The sequence below is a fragment of the Vibrio sp. HDW18 genome (genome assembly GCF_011306175.1).
GTDB lineage: Bacteria > Pseudomonadota > Gammaproteobacteria > Enterobacterales > Vibrionaceae > Vibrio > Vibrio chanodichtyis.
In genome coordinates this window covers 2,409,800-2,428,466 of the sequence record NZ_CP049913.1, presented here as the reverse complement: position 1 = coordinate 2,428,466, position 18,667 = coordinate 2,409,800, and the positions used below count along the sequence as shown (strand labels likewise).

The window sequence follows — 18,667 nt, the reverse complement described above, 5'->3', positions numbered from 1 at the left end:
CTGGATTAATTTCCTATCGACAATCATTTTCGACTGAGTTATAAGTCTAGATGTTTAGACGTCTAAAGCTACGCTTAGGGAGAAAGCAGTGCCGATTAGAATCCCCGATCAATTACCAGCCAGTGATGTATTACGTGCCGAAAACATTTTCGTGATGTCCGAATCGCGGGCTGCCACGCAAGAGATCCGTCCACTCAAAGTGTTACTGTTAAACTTGATGCCGAAAAAAATTGAGACGGAAACTCAGTTTTTACGCCTATTGTCTAACTCGCCATTGCAGATTGATATCGAGCTACTACGCATTGATGATCGGCCGAGTAAAAATACTCCAGAGCAACATCTCAATACTTTTTATCGCCAATTTGAGTTGGTTAAAACACGCAATTTCGATGGTTTGATCATTACGGGAGCACCACTTGGCTTAGTGCCATTTGAGGATGTCGCTTATTGGGATCATCTGCAGCACATCATGAGTTGGGCAAAAGCCCATGTCACCTCGACGTTGTACATCTGCTGGGCAGCGCAAGCGGGGTTAAAGCTGCTGTATAATTTGCCAAAACGCACTCGTGAAGAGAAATTATCTGGCGTCTACTACCACACCACTCATCAGCCATTTCATTCACTACTACGCGGATTTGATGATGTTTTTTTAGCCCCTCACTCACGCTATGCCGACTTTGCCGCTGACTATTTGGCTGAGCATACTGACCTTGACATTCTTGCCTCCTCTGACGTGGCTGGCGTCTATCTGGCCGCCACCAAAGATAAGCGCAATGTGTTTGTAACCGGACATCCGGAATATGATGCATTGACACTACATCATGAATATGTGCGCGATTTAGGCGCAGGGCTCAACCCTGCTTTGCCAATCAACTATTACCCCAATGACAACCCAGATAATAAACCTTGTGCCAGTTGGCGTAGCCACGGCCATTTATTGTTTGCCAATTGGCTCAACTATTGCGTTTATCAACAAACGCCATACGATCTTGAGCAGTTTAGTGAAGCCAACTTCACTAAAGACGAATAATCATGCTGGCCGCACTATGCGGCCTTTTGAGGTGCCAAGCGCATCTTCGCCTGAAAACAAATATGCGCCCTACTCACCCGTGCTTACCTGCTAGGCATCGCGTTTATTTGCCAACTGACTCGCAGACTTCATTCACATTGCTCGGCCTTGCAAGTGAATTGCCTATTATTGTGGCGTCCAAAGGAGGGGTGTATGAACAAAGGGTTACTATTTGGCGTGCTATTCGCACTCAGTGGCTGTGTGACGGTCACCGAAACCGCACAGCGTACTCTACAAAGCGATCCTACCGAAATGGCCGAAGCGCGCATCGCCCTCGGTCTCGGTTATTTAGACAATGGTAACATGATTAAAGCGCGTGAAAATTTAGAAAAAGCGCTACAACATGCGCCAAGTTACTACCGTGCGCAGCTTTCGATGGCACACTATTTTGAAGCGGTGGGAGAAAATGATGCAGCACGAAAAATGTATCGTACGGCATTGAGCCAACACACTAAAAATGGCAACGTACTCAATAATTTTGGTACTTTTTCCTGTAAACAAGCCGAATATGATGCGGCCGATGAATACTTCCGCCGCGCCGTCGAGCAACCTTATTACTACCTGATCTCCGCCAGTTATGAAAATGCCGGATTGTGCGCCTTAAAAGCCGGCAAGACTGAGCAAGCGCGCGACTATTTTAAGCGGGCGATTGACCACGAACCTAGTCGACTGCGCTCTATCTTACAGCTGTCTAAAATGGAAATTGAAGCGGGTGATTATGCCCCTGCTCGCTTACGTTTAATGACCTTAAATCAACGTTATGGCTACCAAAAAGCCTCGCTTCGATTATTGATTGAACTGGAAAAGCGCGCCGGTAATCCTGCGTTAAAGCAGAAATACCAAGCGCTACTGGCCTCACTCTCTTAATCTTTACTTAATATTCATTACTTATTTAATATTGGTTGGCCGACCGCTACCTTTACGATCTCGATAAGGAGTACGGCGCAGGCGGCGAACCTTGCTTGCGCGCTGAATTTTTTGATATTCGCGGTAAATAATTCGAATAAAAAAACCGAGTCCAATCAACAGTAGCAGCGTAAACACGCTCATAAAAGGTACGCATAACCAATGTGGTTGGCAGGGCGCATAGAGTGGAACATCTTCGATTCTCATCTTGCCTCTCCTTCTGTTGGATCTTGGAACAGATTGAGTCTATGGCGGGCCCGATTTGGGTTACCAACAGTTTAGCACGTTGTTTGCCACCACAGCTTGCGTTGCTCAGCATTTTGAAAGCTCCACGCGATAAAGCGGCTGATTTTCTGGCCTTGTGCCATCTCGATGATCTGTATCGCCTGAGCGCCTAGTTTTTCAAGCTGTTTTTGCATATCGCGTACATTATCGCCTTTCGAGATCAAACAGCTAAACCACAGTACCTGCGAGGCAAAATCACGACTTTCCATGGCCATCTTGCCAATAAATGCCGCTTCGCCACCGGGACACCATAATTCTGCTTTTTGACCACCAAAGTTTAAGGTCGCGCTTGTGGTTCCATGTCCTTTTGCAATAGCAGCGCTGCCGATTGGCTGGCCTTTTTTGCGGCGATTGATCTGTAAATTATGCTGTTTACGCCGCGTACCTTGCTCGGCTTGCGCCAATGACGCATGGAATGGCGGATTACAAGTAGTCAGCGTATAGCGCTCACCGGCGCGGATCACGCCCTCAAAAATACGTTGCGGATCCGTTTGTAGCCGACACTCAATGTTGCCGTGTAGCGATGGATTACTGCGGGCAATCACATTGGCCTGTTTAATCGAGATAGGGTCAATATCGCTGCCAACCCAGCGCCAACCATATTCAGCCACACCGATAATCGGATAGATACAATTGGCCCCCACACCAATATCCAACGCGGTGACTTGGGCTGACTGTACCTGCGGATTATCGCGCTGTAATAGATCGGCAATACGATGAATGTAATCCGCTCGACCAGGGATCGGTGGGCACAAAAAGCCGGCTGGAATATCCCAATAGGTGACACCGTAATGTAAAGCGAGTAACGCTTTGTTCAGTCGTTTTACCGCCAGCGGATCAGCAAAATCAATAGTCCACTGACCATGGGGATTTTTGATCATGTGCGCAGTGAGCTCTGGTACCATTTTGCTCAAAGCTGGGAAATCATATTGACCACGGTGGCGATTACGTGGATGTAAGCCCGACTTCACTGGACTGGCTGGTTGCTGGCTGGGTGACGAAGGATGTTTAATTCGCTTTACCGTCGGCTGAGCCAATGAGCGTTTGGGGTGAGCGGATTTTTTTATAGTCATAGGGCTGCTTAACTTACTGTTATCGGTAGAGAGTAGATTTTTCGGCTCGCAAAAATACTCAGACTTTGCCAGCTTTCAGCTCGGTCACTATCATAAATAACCGAGCATCCAGTTCTAACTGGTGATAATTCGGCTCCATATGGCAACAAAGTTGATAAAACGCTTTATTGTGTTCTTTTTCTTTTAAGTGAGCCAATTCATGCACAACTAACATACGCAGTAATGGTTCAGGGGCTTGTTTAAACACACTGGCAATTCGGATCTCATTTTTCGCTTTAAGCTTACTGCCATGCAGACGCGACACATAACTGTGTAGACCGAGCGCATTGTTGATCAGGTGTATTTTTCCGTCATACACCACTTTACTGAGCGGTGCCGTTTTCTTCATATAGTGATTTTTGAGCGCCATAGTGAAATCAAACAGCGCTTTTTCACTCTTAATCACATGCCGCTCTGGGTAGCGCTGCTCGAACCAGGCCACCAATTTGCCACTTTCGATCAGTTGGGCAACTTGCTCTACCAGATGTGCTGGATAGCCTTGAATGTATTTTAATGCAGGATGAATACTCATTTCACGCGCTCAGTTTGACTGATGGATCAAAAAGGTCGGCAAGTTTACTCAATTTCTGGCTAACAATCATCTTTAGCGGTGAACAGCGTATCTTCAAATCAGCTGAGATTTGCATCCGTAAGTAACTCTCGCTACACTTTGCGCCCTTTTGCTTGATGAGAGAGTTCAATGAAACGCGTGGTTTTGTACATTAAAGATAAATGCCCACACTGCAAAGATGCTCAGCGTTATTTAGCCTCAAAAGGCATTGCATATCGCTTATGTAACGCCAAAATGGAGCGTGGCCGCAAAGAACTCGATGCGCTGGGCGCACGCAGTCTTCCGGTACTGAAAATTGGTGATCGCTTGATGATCGGCTGGAATGCGACCAACTTTGATCGTATCTATCGCAGCAAAGATTAACCTTGCCAGAGTCACTAAACTCACTATTGAGCAACAACAACGGTTACCCTATCTGTTTCGCCAATATCGTTAGCGGTGATGATCTGCAATATGCTGAGAACGGCAAAGATCAATCACCTTCAGCCCTGCATCATCCCCTCTGAGAGAGTCGTTCGCCGCGATACTCTCAATGACAGCCCCCTCCGCTGGCCCACAATATTCTCATTCATCCTCTCCATCAAGTGCGTAATCAATCACTACACCCTCACCAAAAACACACCAAACATCACAATTACCATCAAACTTAATGCAACAATATTTACAAATTGGATCTTATAGCACTTTGGAATTACACTTTTACAACCAATTGATATTGTTTTATTTACACCATAACAGCTATGCACATTTCACCAGAGACATCAGCCAACATCACGACTGGCGCGTTTTATTACCGGATGATGAGTCTGAATTGAACGAAAAGCCGCTCAAAGTAGCGGCTAACATTGGGAGAGCGTTCTTTTGAAAGGATTAACATTAACAGTGATTGCACTGGCGATTGCCTTAAGCAGTTCGGTTGCTGCGCAAACATTAGAACAAGCCGTAGCCATCACCCTTGCCTCCAATCCGGAGTTAAAGGAATCATTTAATCAGTTTAAAAGTCGGTTATATGATGCTAAAGCCTCATCAGGTGCCTACCTTCCCAAACTGGATCTTGATGCGGGTATTGGCTACGAAGGCATTAATCCGGCGCAATCGAGTGGCAATAAAAGTACCGATTTAACCCGTAAAGACGCCTCCTTAACGCTGACTCAACTGATTTGGGATGGTGCAGCCACCCTCAATGATATGGATAGAACCGCAGCTGAAGCGGAAGCGGATCGATTCCAATTATTAGCGGATGCCTCTGACATGGCACTGGAAGTGACCAAAATTTATCTCGATGCCACTCAAGCCTATGAAGTTTTGACGCTCTCAGAAAAAAATCTTGCGATCCACAAAGACATCTATCGGGATATTAAAAAACGCGCCGATGCCGGTATTGGTTCAACGGCCGATGTGACGCAAGTGGAAGCTCGTTTAGCCAAAGCGCACGGTAACTTACTCGCTGCACAAAATAACCTGTTTGATACTTATACCCAATTTCGCCGTATCGTCGGCCAAGAACCACTGGGGCTCGAATATCCACGGGCAGATGAAGATGCGCTCCCGCTAACCTTAGAAAAAGGCTTGCAGCATGCACAAGACAATCATCCCGTGATCAAAGTAGCACAGGCCGATACCGACGCGGCACGCTTCCAATACAAGCAATCGAGAGGCCCCTACTACCCAACCCTTTCCTTGGAAGCCGCTCAACGTTGGCGTAACGATGCCGATGGCATCACTGGCAGCAGTGATGAATTAACCGCCATGCTGCGCCTACGCTATAACCTCTATAACGGTGGTAGTGACCGCGATCGCAGCAAAAGTGCCGCTTATCAAATGAACCGCTCTAAAGACTTACGTGAAAAAACCTTTCGCATGGTAGAAGAAGGCTTCCGTTTAGCATGGAGTGCATTAGATCTCACTTTGCAACAGAAAGAGTTTCTCGCCGACCATGTTGACTCTACCTCCAAAACCGTCGTGGCTTATCGTAAACAGTACCAAATCAGCCAGCGTACCTTGCTCGATTTGCTCAACACCGAAAATGAGCTGTTTGAAGCGCGCAAAGGTTATCTGGACGCCAAATACGCGGAACAATACGCCAAATATCGTTTAATGAACGCAACCGGTAACTTACTGGATGCTTTGCGCGTCGATATCCCTCAGGAATGGACCGTTAAGGTGGAGTACTAATATGTCAATTACATCATCGGCCGTAACACAATTTGTCAGCACGGTTGCCCTAGTGCTGTCTTGTAGTGTGACAACGGCTGCATTTGCCAATCCAGATCTGCAAAATCAACAGGATGAGTTTGCTTATCTGCCCATTCCGCTCGCCAATCAAGTCGCCGATCTGCAAGATAATGACGATGATGGTGTCATTAATGCGCGCGATCGCTGTCCTGATACTCCAGAGGGCTCTGAGATCGATAATCATGGTTGTGGCAGCATGGTGAATACATCACACACCAAACAACTATATATTCTGTTTGCCAATAACTCTCCAGGCATTGAGGCGGTATTTTTAAGTCAGATACGCGAAATGGCGGATTTTTTGCAAGCCTACCCGACCACATCGATTGAACTGCAAGGCTATGCCAGTCAACTGGGTAGCCAAGCCCATAATTTAGCCTTATCTAAACAGCGATCAGAAGCGGTACGTGATCAGTTGATCAGTGATGGGGTTAGCGCCAAGCGAATTAAAATCGTTGGCTACGGCAATAGCGTGTTAGCTGCTGAAGGTGACGATGAGGTGAGCCAAGCGCGTAACCGTCGCGTGGTTGCGACCGTGGTCGGTGATCAGGAGGAGCCACTACTTGAGTGGACTATCTTCACCACGCTGGCTAAATAGTTGAATGCCGAAGTAATCGATCCCCAAACCACTTGGAGCTGCAGCTTCAAGTAGCAAGGGGATAGCGCGATAAAGGTATAGCGCGATAAAATAGCCGTGATTAATCACGGCTATTGGCGAGTGAGCTGACCGATAATCACAGCAAGCCAGCCATAGCTCACTTGCCGCTCTCTTTTCATCACCGACTAAGCGATTTAAATGAAGCGATTTAAATAAGGCTATTTAATCGACCACAAAGATAAGGTGCGTTTGAAATCTTCATAACCAAACTGGTTAATTGGCTCAATCGTACCATTTTGGCGCTCACAATAAACCGCAGGCATTTTAAGTCCGTTGAACCAATTGAGTTTGACCATGGTATAACCGGCGCTATCCAGAATGTGCAGTTTCTGGCCAACGGTTAATGGCTGATCAAACTTAGCCACACAGAACTGATCACCAGCTAAACAAGAGCAAGAGCCGATCACATATTCATATTGACCTTGCTCACTGGCTTCCAATACGGAGGCTGGCTCTTTATAAATCAGGGTATCTAAGCGGTGTGCTTCGGTCGCTGAATCCACGATCGCAGTTTGCATACCATTTTCAACAATATCCACCACGGTCACTACCAGATCAGTGGTCTTGGTGATCACTGCTTCGCCTGGCTCCAAATACAGCTGTACCGCGTGACGCTGTGCAAACGCTTTGAGTGCCGCGCCTAATTTATCCACATCGTAACCCGGCCAAGTAAAGAATACGCCGCCACCCAGGCTGACCCAATCTAACTTATCTAGGTAGTGCCCAAAACGTTGTGAAATCGCATCCAGTAGCCCAATAAAGGCATCCACATCTTTGTTTTCACAATTCATGTGGAACATTACGCCATCAATGCTGGCAAATACATTTTCATCAATATGATCCGCTTGCACACCAAGGCGGGAAAACTGACGCGCTGGGTTGGCTAAATCTTGGCTTGCATAGCTCACCCCGGGATTGATACGTAAACCCAGTGATGCTTTACCTTCGACTAAATGGCGGTAAGCCGCCAGTTGAGATTGTGAGTTGAAGATCATCTTATCGCAGATATCAACCACTTCTTTGACATCATCTTCACTGTAACCCACTGAATAAGCGTGGGTTTCACCACCAAATGTTTCATAACCCAATTTCACTTCAAACGGGCCTGAGCTAGTGGTGCCATCAAGATAAGGTTTGATGATGTCAAACACCCCCCAAGTTGAAAAGCACTTCAGCGCCAACACCATCTTCACACCAGAGATCTGCTTCAGATACTTGGCGATTTCAAGATTAGCGATCAGTTTGGCTTCATCAATCATGAAGTATGGGGTTTTTAATTGATTTTTTTGCATATCAGTTCCTATTTGCTACGCGATTTCCATCGCGGCTCAACGGTAGCCAAAATGGAAAAACAGCTATAACCATTATGGATATAGCTGTTGGAAGTTATAACTGTTTGGATATCGGTTATTGCAAAATTTGAATATCCGGTTGGCCAGGTTCAAGTTCCATCACATCCCAGTTGAGACCAAGCGTAGGCATGGTTTCCAGGAAAGGATCCGGATTCAACTGCTCCATGTTAAAGACCCCAGGCTCCGCCCATTCGCCACGGAAAAACTGTAACGCAGCGGTGATGGCTGGCACACCTGTGGTGTAAGCAATCGCTTGATGCTCAACATCCTGATAGGCCACTTGATGATCAGCATGGTTGTAGATAAATACACTACGTGCTTGACCATCTTTTTTACCTTGCACCCAAGTACCAATACAAGTCAGGCCTGTATAGCCCGGAGCCAACGAAGTGGGATCGGGCAACATGGCTTTTAACACCTGTAGCGGCTTAACCACCGTACCATCTTGCAAGGTCAACGGCGCTGGATTTAACAAACCGATATCGCGCATCACATTGAAATAATTGAGGTAGCGATCGCCAAAACCCATCCAAAACTCAATACGCTTAGCCGGAATAAACTCTTTTAACGAGCGCAATTCGTCGTGCGACATTGAGTAAACTTTGAATTTGCCACATTTAGGAAAATCAAACTCCAGCATACGAGTGTGGCAAGCGGCACGCTGCCACTCGCCTTGATCCCAATAGATGGAGTCTCCTTGAATTTCCAACAAGTTGGTTTCAGGGTCAAAGTTGGTGGCGAATTTCTTGCCATGATCGCCCGCATTAATGTCCAACACATCAATGGTGTCGATTTCGTCAAACAAATATTTGGCCGCGTAGGCAGCAAATACACTGACCACACCGGGATCAAACCCCGCGCTTAAAATCGCGGTGATCCCTGCTTGCTTAAATTTGTCACGAAACGCCCATTGTGCGTCATACGCTTCAGGAACTTGCTGGCCTTCGGAGCATAAGTCGACCGAAACTGAAGTGTCTAAATAAGATACTTTGGCTTGGTAGCAAGCTTGCATAATCGCAACATTGACCCAAGGTGGCCCAGCATTGATGACTAAATCCGGCTTAACTTGATTAATCAGTTGCACCAATGATTCGCTATCATCAACGTTAACCTGACGCGCTTCTAGTTTCTTGGTCGAGTCTTTCAGGTTGTTTTTACCTTTAATCGACTCAATGATTTTTTCACACTTCGCAATCGAGCGAGATGCAATCGTAATATCACCCAGTACGTCGTTGTTTTGTGCAGCTTTATGTGCCACTACCCAACCAACACCGCCTGCACCAATCTGTAGAATAGACATAATTCCTTTACCTTTAGTTCGCTAGTTCAGCGGTTAGCGTTTCAATTTTCGCCAGTAGCGATTCGAAATCCGACATCTGCAAGCATGGGTTCAATATGGTGAATTTTAAAGCGGTTTTGCCATCCACAATCGTTTCACCCAGCACGGCTACACCGCGCACCAATGCCTGTAGACGCACCACTTTATTAAGCTCATCCAGATCGGACGCCTTCTCATTGACCGTGCGGAACAATACCGTCGATAGTGAAGGTTCGGCTAACAGTTCAAAGCTTGGATGCTGACGCACCAATTCCGCCACCTCTAGCGTTTGAGCCAACAAATGATCATACATCGCACCCAGTTGTTGCGGGCCGACGTTTTGCATGGTCATAAACACTTTTAGCGCATCAAAACGTTTGGTGGTTGAAATCGACTTATCCACCAAGTTTGGCAACGTATCATGCTCACGGTTTAAGTAGTCTGCATGATGTAGCAGGTACTTAAAGTTATGCTTGTCTTTAAGCAACAACGCGCCACAGCTAATGGTTTGGAAAAACAGCTTATGGAAATCGACACTGATCGATTGCGCACGCTCAATCCCAGTTAGACGATCTTTATGGCTGCTAAGGATTAACGCACCACCATAAGCACTGTCAACGTGCATCCACAGTGTGTGTTTTTCTGCAACATCAGCAATCGTCGCTAAATCATCGATCGCACCGTGATCGGTCGTACCTGCAGTTCCCACAATCGCAAACGGAATGAGACCTTCCGCTTTTGCTTGTGTAACAACCGCTTCCAACTGACTCACATCCATCGTGCCGTTTGGCAATGCATCAACCGCCAGAATGGCTTTCTCGCCCAGTCCCATCCAAGATGCGGATTTTTGCACGGTGAAATGCGATTTCTTCGAGCACACAATACGCAGTTTATCCGCATAGTCAGGCAGACCCAATTTCTGAATTGAGTGGCCACTGAGGCGATCGGCAATCCAATCACGCGCCAGCATTAGACCCATTTGGTTACTCTGCGTGCCGCCACTGGTGAAAATACCGTCCGCTTGTGCGCCCTGCTGATATTTTTCACACATCCAATCAATCACTTTCTGCTCAACGAAGGTCGCAGCAGAAGATTGATCCCATGAGTCCATGGATTGGTTGAGTGAGGCAATCATCGCCTCCGCGACCACCGATGGCATCAAAGGTGGCGTGTGCAGATGCGCAATACAGTCAGGATGCTGCACCATGATCGAGTTTTTCGCCACCAGCTCCGCGGTTTCAGAAATTACGGCTTTTAAGGAAGCATTTTTGTTATCCAGATCCACCGCGTAAATCGCTTCTTCCAGCGCTTTCGGATCGATACCTGAATAAGGGGCTTTCACCTCTTCAAACACCGCTTTCATCGCTGCCGTGGTATGGTTCATCACTTGTGCGAACTCTTGACTACCCATGTGGCCGGTATGAATGAAGTGTTTTTTCCACTCTTGGTTAGCCGGCTCAGGATCTTTTTTACCGCCACCAGCGGCCAACATCGCTTCTTCTAATACGCGTAGCGCAAAATCCAACTGCTCAAACGAGATAATGACCGGAGGAAGGAAACGGATCACCGAGCCATCACGCCCGCCTTTTTCAACCATCAAACCGCGTTCAAGCGCTGCACGTTGAATAGCAAGGGTCAGTTGTGGGGCTGATTTTGGCTCGCCAAATTGGTTCAGTTCACCACTTGGATCTTTAATTTCCAGACCCAGCATCAAACCTTTACCACGCACTTCGGCGATGCAGTTAACTCGGCTTTGGATTTTTTCCAGACCGGCACGCAAATATTGACCCGCAACGCGTGCATGCTCAACTAGGTTATCACGTTGAATAATTTCCAACGCTTTAGCACCTGAAACCATGGCTAATTGGTTGCCACGGAAAGTACCGGTGTGCTCGCCTGGTCGCCATGTGTCGTGCTTTTTGTTGATCACTAAGATCGACATTGGCAAACCGCCACCGATAGCTTTGGATAAACACAGGACATCCGGAATAATACCCGATTCTTCAAACGCGAAGTTGTGACCGGTTTTGCCGACACCGCATTGAATTTCATCGAAAATCAGTAAAATGCCGTGTTCATCACAGATACGACGCAGTTCACGCAACCAGAAGGCTGGCGCAGGGATCACCCCGCCTTCACCTTGTACTGGTTCAACAATGATCGCAGCCGGTTTCATGATCCCCGCTTCATCATCGTTCAGCAGACGCTCAATGTAGCGAATGCTGGCTTTTGCGCCTTCATCGTCACCTAAACCAAACGGGCAGCGCAAGCTGTAAGGGAATGGCATAAAGTGCACATCCGACATTAGCCCAGTACGACGTGCTTTGGTATTTAGGTTGCCCATCATACCCATAGTACCGTTAGTCATCCCATGGTATGCGCCGCGGAAAGCAAACATGGTGTTACGACCAGTGGTTTGCTTGGCCAGTTTAATCGCCGCTTCAACCGCATCGGCACCCGATGGCCCACAGAACTGGATCACACAATCATCAGCCAACGCTTTTGGTAGAAAGCCTTTTACCGTTTTGATGAAATGGGTTTTCGCTTGTGTGGCAATATCCAGCGTCTGATACGGCAATCCCGAATCGAGCTGTGATTTCAGCGCCTGATTGATTTCTGGATGGTTATAGCCAAGCACTAGTGTGCCCGCACCAGCTAAACAGTCCAAGAAAATCTGTCCACGAGTATCCTCAACTAAACAGCCGTAAGCTTGTTTAATCGCGATTGGAATGCGGCGTGGGTATGAACGCACTTCCGATTCGTGTGCAGCTTGATCCAGCAGCACTTGATCAGGAGTGAGATCGTAAAGACCGTCTAATAACGGTACTTGAGTTGAAAATAAAGTTGCGATGTGGTTATCGACTTCAAAGGCTGTACTCATCTTGTTTCCCCTTGAGATGATTTATTTTCGCTTTTCTTGAGAAGGTAGTGAAAAAACGAATAGCAAAATGGCCCGTGTTTGCTAAAGCAAACCGGAATTTGGGTCATGGTTGATATGACGAAATTGTGCTAAATCAGGTGATCAAGGTTCTGTAATACTGCGATCCTGTTGAACAGGACAAAGAGGAAGTACAAAGCTGATTAGTATGCATAAGTTAAGTGAGTTCAATGTTGGGTTTCCCATGCACATGCTGCTTCGCAGCAAGAGTATCCCGTCTATCGACAAAAGGACTTGTCGATACCTACCCTACGTGATGTCACAATCAGCCTGAATGGTCACCACGCGTGTCCCCCAGAAGCTCAGTCTGAGATTGGCGCGAACATTAGCATAAAAGGAAAGTCAAGCGCAATCGTTTTTAATACTTATTCGCATCAGTCATAGGGTCTAATTGATACAAAAAGTTATAAGCCCGCACATGACTTATTTTGCCTAAGTGGACTCAAGTTATCCCCGTTCCGGTTGGCTATCATCAAAGACAACAAATTGTAGGATATTCAAAAAAATCAGCCATAAAAAAGCCCCCGCTTGGCGGAGGCTAGAGTTGTTAAATCGTGATAAGAATTACTGCGCAGCTTTCAGCGGTAATGAGAGACGCAATAGAGCGTAGCCCAATAATGCCGCAGTGGTAGACCCCATTAAGATCCCTAAGCGAGCGTAAGTATCATACGCTTGATTCGCTTCACCAAACGCCAACGATGAAATGAAAATCGACATCGTAAAGCCAATTCCACACAATACTGATACCGCAAAAATATGCTTAAAATTGATCCCTTCTGGTAGCTTCGCTACACCCAGCTTGACCGCAGCCCAGCTAAAGCTAAAGATCCCAATCGGTTTACCTAAGAATAGTCCGCACGCGACTCCAAGCGGTAACATTGAAGTCAAGCCTGCGATAGAAACACCTTGTAGTGAGATTCCCGCATTGGCAAAGGCAAACACCGGCAGAATCGCGAACGCAACATACGGATGCAGCGCATGCTCAAGGTGTTTCAGCGGAGAATGACCGTCTTTAGCGCCTTTGAGTGGAATAGCAAAACCAATCACCACACCAGCCAATGTGGCATGCACACCGGATTTCAATACTGCGAACCACAAAATCAAACCCGCGATAATGTAAAAACTCAGTTTGGTCACGCCCTTAGCGTTGAAAATAAATAACAGACCGGTCATCAGCAAACCCACAGCCAGAGCAATGATGGATAAATCACTGCTGTAGAATAGGGCAATAATTACCACCACACCGAGATCATCAATAATCGCCAGCGCAAGCAGAAATACTTTTAAGCTAATCGGAACCCGTTTACCGAGTAGCGCCATAATACCGAGCGCAAAGGCAATATCGGTTGCCGCGGGGATCGCCCAACCTTGAATCGCTTCTGGATCATTAAAGTTGAACAGCACATAGATTAATGCGGGGGCAAGCATACCGCCAACCGCAGCAATCGCTGGGAAAATCGCCGTTTCACGGGATTTGAGCGCGCCTTCTAACAACTCACGCTTTACTTCTAAGCCAATCAACAAGAAAAATACGGCCATTAAACCATCATTGATCCAATGTGATATTGACATACCCAGCACATAGGTATGTAGCAAGGCTTGGTATCCATCACCCATCGCTGAATTGGCAATCATCATGGCTATAGCAGCCGCAATCACAAGTAAAATGCCACCCGCAGATTCCATTTTGAAGAAATCTCGAATCATGTCAGGCATAAGTTTGTCCTTAAATTATGTTAATAATTGATTAACAACAGAAGCCCAAGAGTTTAGCTAGGCTTAGCTCGATGGAAAAATCGATTGTAATGAGGCATTGATTCGGTTTTTCCGAATGAACATTGATTTTAGTGTGAAATTTGACCGATATTATCGCAACACAATTCCTTGCCGTATTCACCACAAAAATCGTTCACACGCTTTCAGCGCGAAATCCCATCACCGTGATGTATCCCAATCAGTAGCCGGATAACTGTATAAAACCTGTTTGCGTATGTGAGCCTAAAATTTTAATCCGCCCCTCCCAGTAAGGGATCAGAAACGAGTGCCAAGCCTCTTTATCCAGTGGCTCAATCGTCACATTGATTTGCAACTTAGGGATCACCAGCCGCCAACGCAGTGGCAGACGTTTACCATTACTGAGTACCGATACAGAAAGTGCTTCGAGTTGAATATCTTGATCAGTTAACACCACGCTCGGAGCATGGCGCGAATGAAACATACCATAAACATAATCCGCGACGCCTTGATAGCGGACACGGTTAACTGTTAACCACTGCTCATCACTGAGTGGGATCACCAAGCGATCACTACCGATCTGTGCGTTGGCAACCAAATCACTGCCCCACTCTTTACTCAACCATGCTCGGCCAGTGACACGCCGTACCGGTTGCGTACCACTGAGGGCTAACTCTCCTTGCAGCACAATATTGGGTTGTTCAAATTGATAGCTGGCCAGCGCCAGTAAATCTTGCCGGACTTGATATCCCTGCTCACCCGCTAAGCGATAGGCCCCTTGAGCTAATAATTGTAGATTAAGGCTAAATTTATCCGTTACCAGTTGTAAATGGCCCGGAAACGGCCCAATACCAAGTGAGCGCCACGACCAATTATCAATCCACATCCGAAAAGGCTGCTTACCAATTCCAGCTTGGCCAATTCCACCACGAGCCATTTTTTGATCGCGCAACGCGATCTTTTGGCCATTAATCACAACCGAAGAGAAATAAAGCTGCGGGGTCTGCCAGCCGACACTATTGCGATCATCCTGCGCTAAACGCAGAAAATTCCACTGTACACTCAGTGACTTACCTTGTTCATCTTCCAGCAAGGCATATAGCGTCCACCACTCTTGGGCAAATTCAGGGCGCGAAAAAAAATCGCTCGGTAAACGTACCGGATGATTAGGCAGCACAGGTTCAAATACCGCTGGAGAAGTAGCACGTTGAGCATACGCAGTATTGTATCCTTGATTAAGATTTTCATCTTGCTCATAACCTACCCAGCAGCTCACGGCCAAGAGTATCGCGAGCGCAATCGCGAGCCATTGATAACCACGTTTATGCAGACCAAGCATTTATAGCGCCTCTCGCAATGATTTCATCGGTGATTTTCGCGCCAAGCGAATGACCGGCAAGGCTCCTGCTAGCATCAAAGCGACCATCGCCCAGCCGATAGTATGCAGATACTCTCCGGGCACAATTTGCAATGGCATCGTCCAACCAAATGAGGGTTTAATTACCAAATCAATCACCAAGTGAGCCAGAGTCAGCCCCAGTGGCAATGCGATCAAAAATGAAATCGCGCCAAACACCAATAACTGCATGCCACCGATCAACACTAACTCTTTGCCAGAAACACCAAGACAACGCAGTAATGAGATATGCCGTAAACGAGAAGTTTCACCGGCTAAAGTCGAGAAGAAGATCCCGCACACCGCAATCAACAAGGTAATGTTGCCGAGCGTACTAGCGATCGAAAAAGTACGATCAAACACGCGCATGGCATGACTATGTAGATGAATGTTATCGACCACCCGATCGGCGCTGAGCCTAAAAATAGCATTCAAACGTTGCTTAATTCTTTCACCGGCCGCCCCCTCACCCGTTACCCCTTCGTTCAGCACCACGGCTAACACCACATTGCCAGAGCCAGCAAACGCGTTGATCCAGTTCTGATGTGAGACCATCACTTGATAGTACGGATTTCCGTAATCGTAATAAACGCCGAGTACGGTCCAATTTGCCCCGATTGGCTCAGGCAGATCGAGCGAATCTCCGGGACGAATACCGAGTTTAAGCGCCATTGATTCACTGACCATCACGCCACGGGAATGATGTAAATGATACCAGTAGTTCATCACACCAAGTTTTACCGTCAGTGAGTCTAATTCACCTTCTGAAGGGCCAGTACTGACGATTTGTACCGAATCATGTTGCGAAGTAAAATCTTTTTGCCAGCGCTGCCATACCGAGTTCACCTCAGGTTGTATTTCCAGCCAATCACTCATCAGCGCTGAAACACTATTACTAGGATAGAGATAGAGATCTGCCGCTAGCCGCTGGCTTAGCCAGCGATCAGTGGTATCGCGAAAACTACCAACCATGGTTTCCACGCCGATATTGGCCGCCAACGCCACCATAAAGGCCATCGTGGCAACGCCGCGATAACTCATACTCGCTGCCGCATCGGCAAAGAACCAACGAACTTTAACCCAGCGTAAAGTGTAAGAAAAACTGGTGAACAACGTCCAAATTAGATATGGCGTAATCAGTGCCACGCTCAACAAAATTAAACCGATGATGGTAAAACCGGATTGCTGAGTTTGCGCGACGTGATAAAGGGCTATCGCCACCATCACCAACACACAAGCCAACAACGCTTGTAACTTGAATTCCTTACCAGCAAAACGCACCAGTGAAAGGCGGGCGGATAAACGAATCGGTTGCGAGCGCAATAAACGCACTAAAGGCCAAGCGCAAGAAGCCACTGCGGCAAATAGCGCCATCAATAAACTGTAGCTACTCCACGACCAGTTCCAAGCAATCGCCAAATCTATATTCGCGTTATACAAATAGCCCAAACTGCTTGCCACTGCAGGGATTAACTGATTGGCCAACAATAAACCGAATACATTGCCACATAGCCAGCACAGCAAAACTAGAAGCAATAATTCAACCAGCATTGCCTGCATGAGCTGCCAACCACTGACCCCGAGCTGTCTGAGCATTCCCACCAACGGCTGTCGTTGTACCATCGACAGTGACATCGCCTGATAAAAAATAAAGATGCCAACCAAAAAAGCCAACATTCCCATGGCGGTTAAATTGAGATGAAAAGCTTGGGTTAACGACTCTAATTCTGAACGGGTACTACGGGTTAAGGTTAAGCCATTGGGCAAATTTTGTTTCAGCCTATCCAGCTTGGCGGGCGGCATATCAGCACAGGCGATCACCGTCAGTCCTGAGCCTTTTTTCAATCTGCGCACCAAAGACAGATCGGCAATCACTCGCATCCCGGAGACTTGATTGTGGGCATCAATGGTAATCGGCCCAAGACTTGAATCATCCTCCAAAGCAATATGATCACCCTCTTGCCAGCCCTGTAATTTAGCCAACTCTTGGCTGACCATCACCGGATAAGGCGGCTGCATCAGACGCAATCCTGTTTGCTGGTTTAAGGTCTTACCACTGTCAAGTGAGAGTAAAGCAACAGGATCGACCCCTTGGAGCATGATATCCAGTCCTGCGCGGGTACTGATCCGATAATCATCAAAAGGTACACATTGCTCAAAGCCATCACGGCGCAATTGAATATAAAAACCTTGTGGAATTTTATTGGCGATCAGTTTAGAGCGGATTCGATAAGGCAGAGGGTTAGCAAACAATCTTTCGCCATGCTCATAGCTTTGTCTGGCATGGTGATTAATCGCGGTCACCCCAACCAATAACGAAACACCGAGTGTCAAGCCGAGCCAGACGAGAAAAATCTGTAATGGATAGCGTCGATAATGCCCAAGTAGTGCCTTAACTACGGGCCATAACATGCAGTTGTCCTCCTTGCAGGCGAATACAGCCATCCATATGCTGCGCCACTGTCTCACTGTGCGTGACAAGCAGCAGCGCACAGTTTAATTCACGGGTTAAGCTGGTTAATAAGCGCATCACCGCTTCGGCATTGCGCTCATCAAGACTACCGGTTGGCTCATCAGCGAGCAGGATCTTCGGCTCCATATACAAAGCCCGTGCAATCGCGGCACGTTGTTGCTGACCACCAGACACTTCTTCTGGGTAACGGCCAAGCAACGGCATTAAATCGAGTGCGGAAAGAATTTGTCGCCACAGTTCAGCATCTTCAGGCAACCCTTTAAGCTGGCGACAGAAACGGATGTTATCGGCAAGATTTAAGGTCGGTAGTAAATTATATTGTTGGAAAATCTGCCCGATATTACCACGCCGAAAGGCGGTACGCTGGCGCTCAGAGGTGCTATGCATTGGAAATCCGGGAAACCAAATTTCCCCAGAATCAGCACTATCAAGACCAGCAATCAAATTGAGCAGTGTACTTTTACCTGAGCCGCTTTCGCCCATCAGTGCTAACTGCTCCCCGAGGTTCAGTCTCAACTCAGCGCCCTGCAAAACCGGATGAAATTCATCGCCGTCTACATAGCCTTTGCATAGGTCGATTAGTTGTAGCATCAAACCACTCATTGCCGATAATGGAACTG

General features: G+C 47.1%; 15 protein-coding genes. 5 read left to right on the top strand and 10 right to left on the bottom strand.

The window, feature by feature from the left end; translation table 11 throughout:
- Positions 1-88 precede the first annotated feature (88 nt).
- Together metA and pilW are read left to right on the top strand one after the other, a co-directional pair.
- Positions 89-1,030: a homoserine O-succinyltransferase gene (metA, locus tag G7083_RS11520; RefSeq protein WP_166014905.1), complete on the top strand. Its 942-nt coding sequence runs from the start codon at positions 89-91 to the stop codon at positions 1,028-1,030.
- A 192-nt stretch (positions 1,031-1,222) separates the two neighbouring features.
- Positions 1,223-1,936: a type IV pilus biogenesis/stability protein PilW gene (gene pilW / locus G7083_RS11515; protein WP_166014904.1), complete on the top strand. Its 714-nt coding sequence runs from the start codon at positions 1,223-1,225 to the stop codon at positions 1,934-1,936.
- A 21-nt stretch (positions 1,937-1,957) separates the two neighbouring features.
- On the opposite strand, the gene G7083_RS11510 is transcribed toward pilW, so the two are convergent.
- From G7083_RS11510 to G7083_RS11500, 3 genes are all read right to left on the bottom strand, one after another.
- The gene (locus tag G7083_RS11510) at positions 1,958-2,182 is read right to left on the bottom strand and encodes a hypothetical protein (RefSeq protein ID WP_166014903.1); all 225 of its coding nucleotides are present in this window, start codon (positions 2,180-2,182) and stop codon (positions 1,958-1,960) included.
- Positions 2,183-2,253: 71 nt separating this feature from the next.
- Positions 2,254-3,333 (bottom strand): 23S rRNA (adenine(1618)-N(6))-methyltransferase RlmF, encoded by a 1,080-nt coding sequence (rlmF, locus tag G7083_RS11505; RefSeq protein WP_166014902.1) that lies wholly within the window; start codon positions 3,331-3,333, stop codon positions 2,254-2,256.
- 58 nt (positions 3,334-3,391) lie between these two features.
- On the bottom strand, positions 3,392-3,898 hold the full coding sequence (locus G7083_RS11500) for a M48 family metallopeptidase (RefSeq protein ID WP_166015052.1): 507 nt from the start codon (positions 3,896-3,898) through the stop codon (positions 3,392-3,394).
- A 174-nt stretch (positions 3,899-4,072) separates the two neighbouring features.
- On the opposite strand from G7083_RS11500, the gene G7083_RS11495 reads away from it, so the two are divergent.
- The 3 genes from G7083_RS11495 to G7083_RS11485 all read left to right on the top strand — a co-directional run bounded on the left by G7083_RS11495 (position 4,073) and on the right by G7083_RS11485 (position 6,776).
- Positions 4,073-4,306, top strand: coding sequence for a glutaredoxin family protein (locus tag G7083_RS11495; RefSeq protein WP_166014901.1), 234 nt, complete (start codon positions 4,073-4,075; stop codon positions 4,304-4,306).
- 498 nt (positions 4,307-4,804) lie between these two features.
- A complete protein-coding gene (locus G7083_RS11490; RefSeq protein ID WP_166014900.1) occupies positions 4,805-6,118 on the top strand; it encodes a TolC family outer membrane protein in 1,314 nt (437 codons plus the stop codon).
- Position 6,119: 1 nt separating this feature from the next.
- Positions 6,120-6,776 carry an OmpA family protein gene (locus tag G7083_RS11485; RefSeq protein WP_166014899.1) on the top strand — a complete coding sequence of 219 codons (657 nt, stop codon included), beginning with the start codon at positions 6,120-6,122 and terminating at the stop codon, positions 6,774-6,776.
- Positions 6,777-6,994: 218 nt separating this feature from the next.
- On the opposite strand, the gene nspC is transcribed toward G7083_RS11485, so the two are convergent.
- The 7 genes from nspC to G7083_RS11450 form a co-directional block, all read right to left on the bottom strand.
- Positions 6,995-8,128: a carboxynorspermidine decarboxylase gene (nspC, locus tag G7083_RS11480; RefSeq protein WP_166014898.1), complete on the bottom strand. Its 1,134-nt coding sequence runs from the start codon at positions 8,126-8,128 to the stop codon at positions 6,995-6,997.
- Positions 8,129-8,243: 115 nt separating this feature from the next.
- Positions 8,244-9,488 carry a carboxynorspermidine synthase gene (locus G7083_RS11475; RefSeq protein ID WP_166014897.1) on the bottom strand — a complete coding sequence of 415 codons (1,245 nt, stop codon included), beginning with the start codon at positions 9,486-9,488 and terminating at the stop codon, positions 8,244-8,246.
- Positions 9,489-9,501: 13 nt separating this feature from the next.
- On the bottom strand, positions 9,502-12,387 hold the full coding sequence (locus G7083_RS11470; RefSeq protein ID WP_166014896.1) for a pyridoxal phosphate-dependent class III aminotransferase: 2,886 nt from the start codon (positions 12,385-12,387) through the stop codon (positions 9,502-9,504).
- 621 nt (positions 12,388-13,008) lie between these two features.
- Complete coding sequence (gene nhaA, locus G7083_RS11465; protein WP_166014895.1) at positions 13,009-14,160, bottom strand: Na+/H+ antiporter NhaA; 1,152 nt, start codon at positions 14,158-14,160, stop codon at positions 13,009-13,011.
- 238 nt (positions 14,161-14,398) lie between these two features.
- Positions 14,399-15,517, bottom strand: coding sequence for a lipocalin-like domain-containing protein (locus tag G7083_RS11460; protein WP_166014894.1), 1,119 nt, complete (start codon positions 15,515-15,517; stop codon positions 14,399-14,401).
- Positions 15,518-17,986, bottom strand: a complete 2,469-nt coding sequence (locus G7083_RS11455; RefSeq protein WP_166014893.1) for an ABC transporter permease — start codon at positions 17,984-17,986, stop codon at positions 15,518-15,520.
- The gene (locus G7083_RS11450) at positions 17,967-18,638 is read right to left on the bottom strand and encodes an ABC transporter ATP-binding protein (protein WP_166014892.1); all 672 of its coding nucleotides are present in this window, start codon (positions 18,636-18,638) and stop codon (positions 17,967-17,969) included. Before G7083_RS11450 ends, G7083_RS11455 begins: the two co-directional genes overlap by 20 nt.
- Positions 18,639-18,667: the final 29 nt, after the last annotated feature.

Bases quoted from the DNA above. Each gene is read 5' to 3' on its own strand.
- pilW (WP_166014904.1), top strand. From the start codon at position 1,223: ATGAACAAAGGGTTACTATTTGGCGTGCTATTCGCACTCAGTGGCTGT.
- G7083_RS11510 (WP_166014903.1), bottom strand. From the start codon at position 2,182: ATGAGAATCGAAGATGTTCCACTCTATGCGCCCTGCCAACCACATTGG.
- rlmF (WP_166014902.1), bottom strand. From the start codon at position 3,333: ATGACTATAAAAAAATCCGCTCACCCCAAACGCTCATTGGCTCAGCCG.
- G7083_RS11495 (WP_166014901.1), top strand. From the start codon at position 4,073: ATGAAACGCGTGGTTTTGTACATTAAAGATAAATGCCCACACTGCAAA.
- G7083_RS11485 (WP_166014899.1), top strand. From the start codon at position 6,120: ATGTCAATTACATCATCGGCCGTAACACAATTTGTCAGCACGGTTGCC.
- nspC (WP_166014898.1), bottom strand. From the start codon at position 8,128: ATGCAAAAAAATCAATTAAAAACCCCATACTTCATGATTGATGAAGCC.
- G7083_RS11475 (WP_166014897.1), bottom strand. From the start codon at position 9,488: ATGTCTATTCTACAGATTGGTGCAGGCGGTGTTGGTTGGGTAGTGGCA.
- G7083_RS11470 (WP_166014896.1), bottom strand. From the start codon at position 12,387: ATGAGTACAGCCTTTGAAGTCGATAACCACATCGCAACTTTATTTTCA.
- nhaA (WP_166014895.1), bottom strand. From the start codon at position 14,160: ATGCCTGACATGATTCGAGATTTCTTCAAAATGGAATCTGCGGGTGGC.
- G7083_RS11460 (WP_166014894.1), bottom strand. From the start codon at position 15,517: ATGCTTGGTCTGCATAAACGTGGTTATCAATGGCTCGCGATTGCGCTC.
- G7083_RS11455 (WP_166014893.1), bottom strand. From the start codon at position 17,986: ATGTTATGGCCCGTAGTTAAGGCACTACTTGGGCATTATCGACGCTAT.
- G7083_RS11450 (WP_166014892.1), bottom strand. From the start codon at position 18,638: ATGCTACAACTAATCGACCTATGCAAAGGCTATGTAGACGGCGATGAA.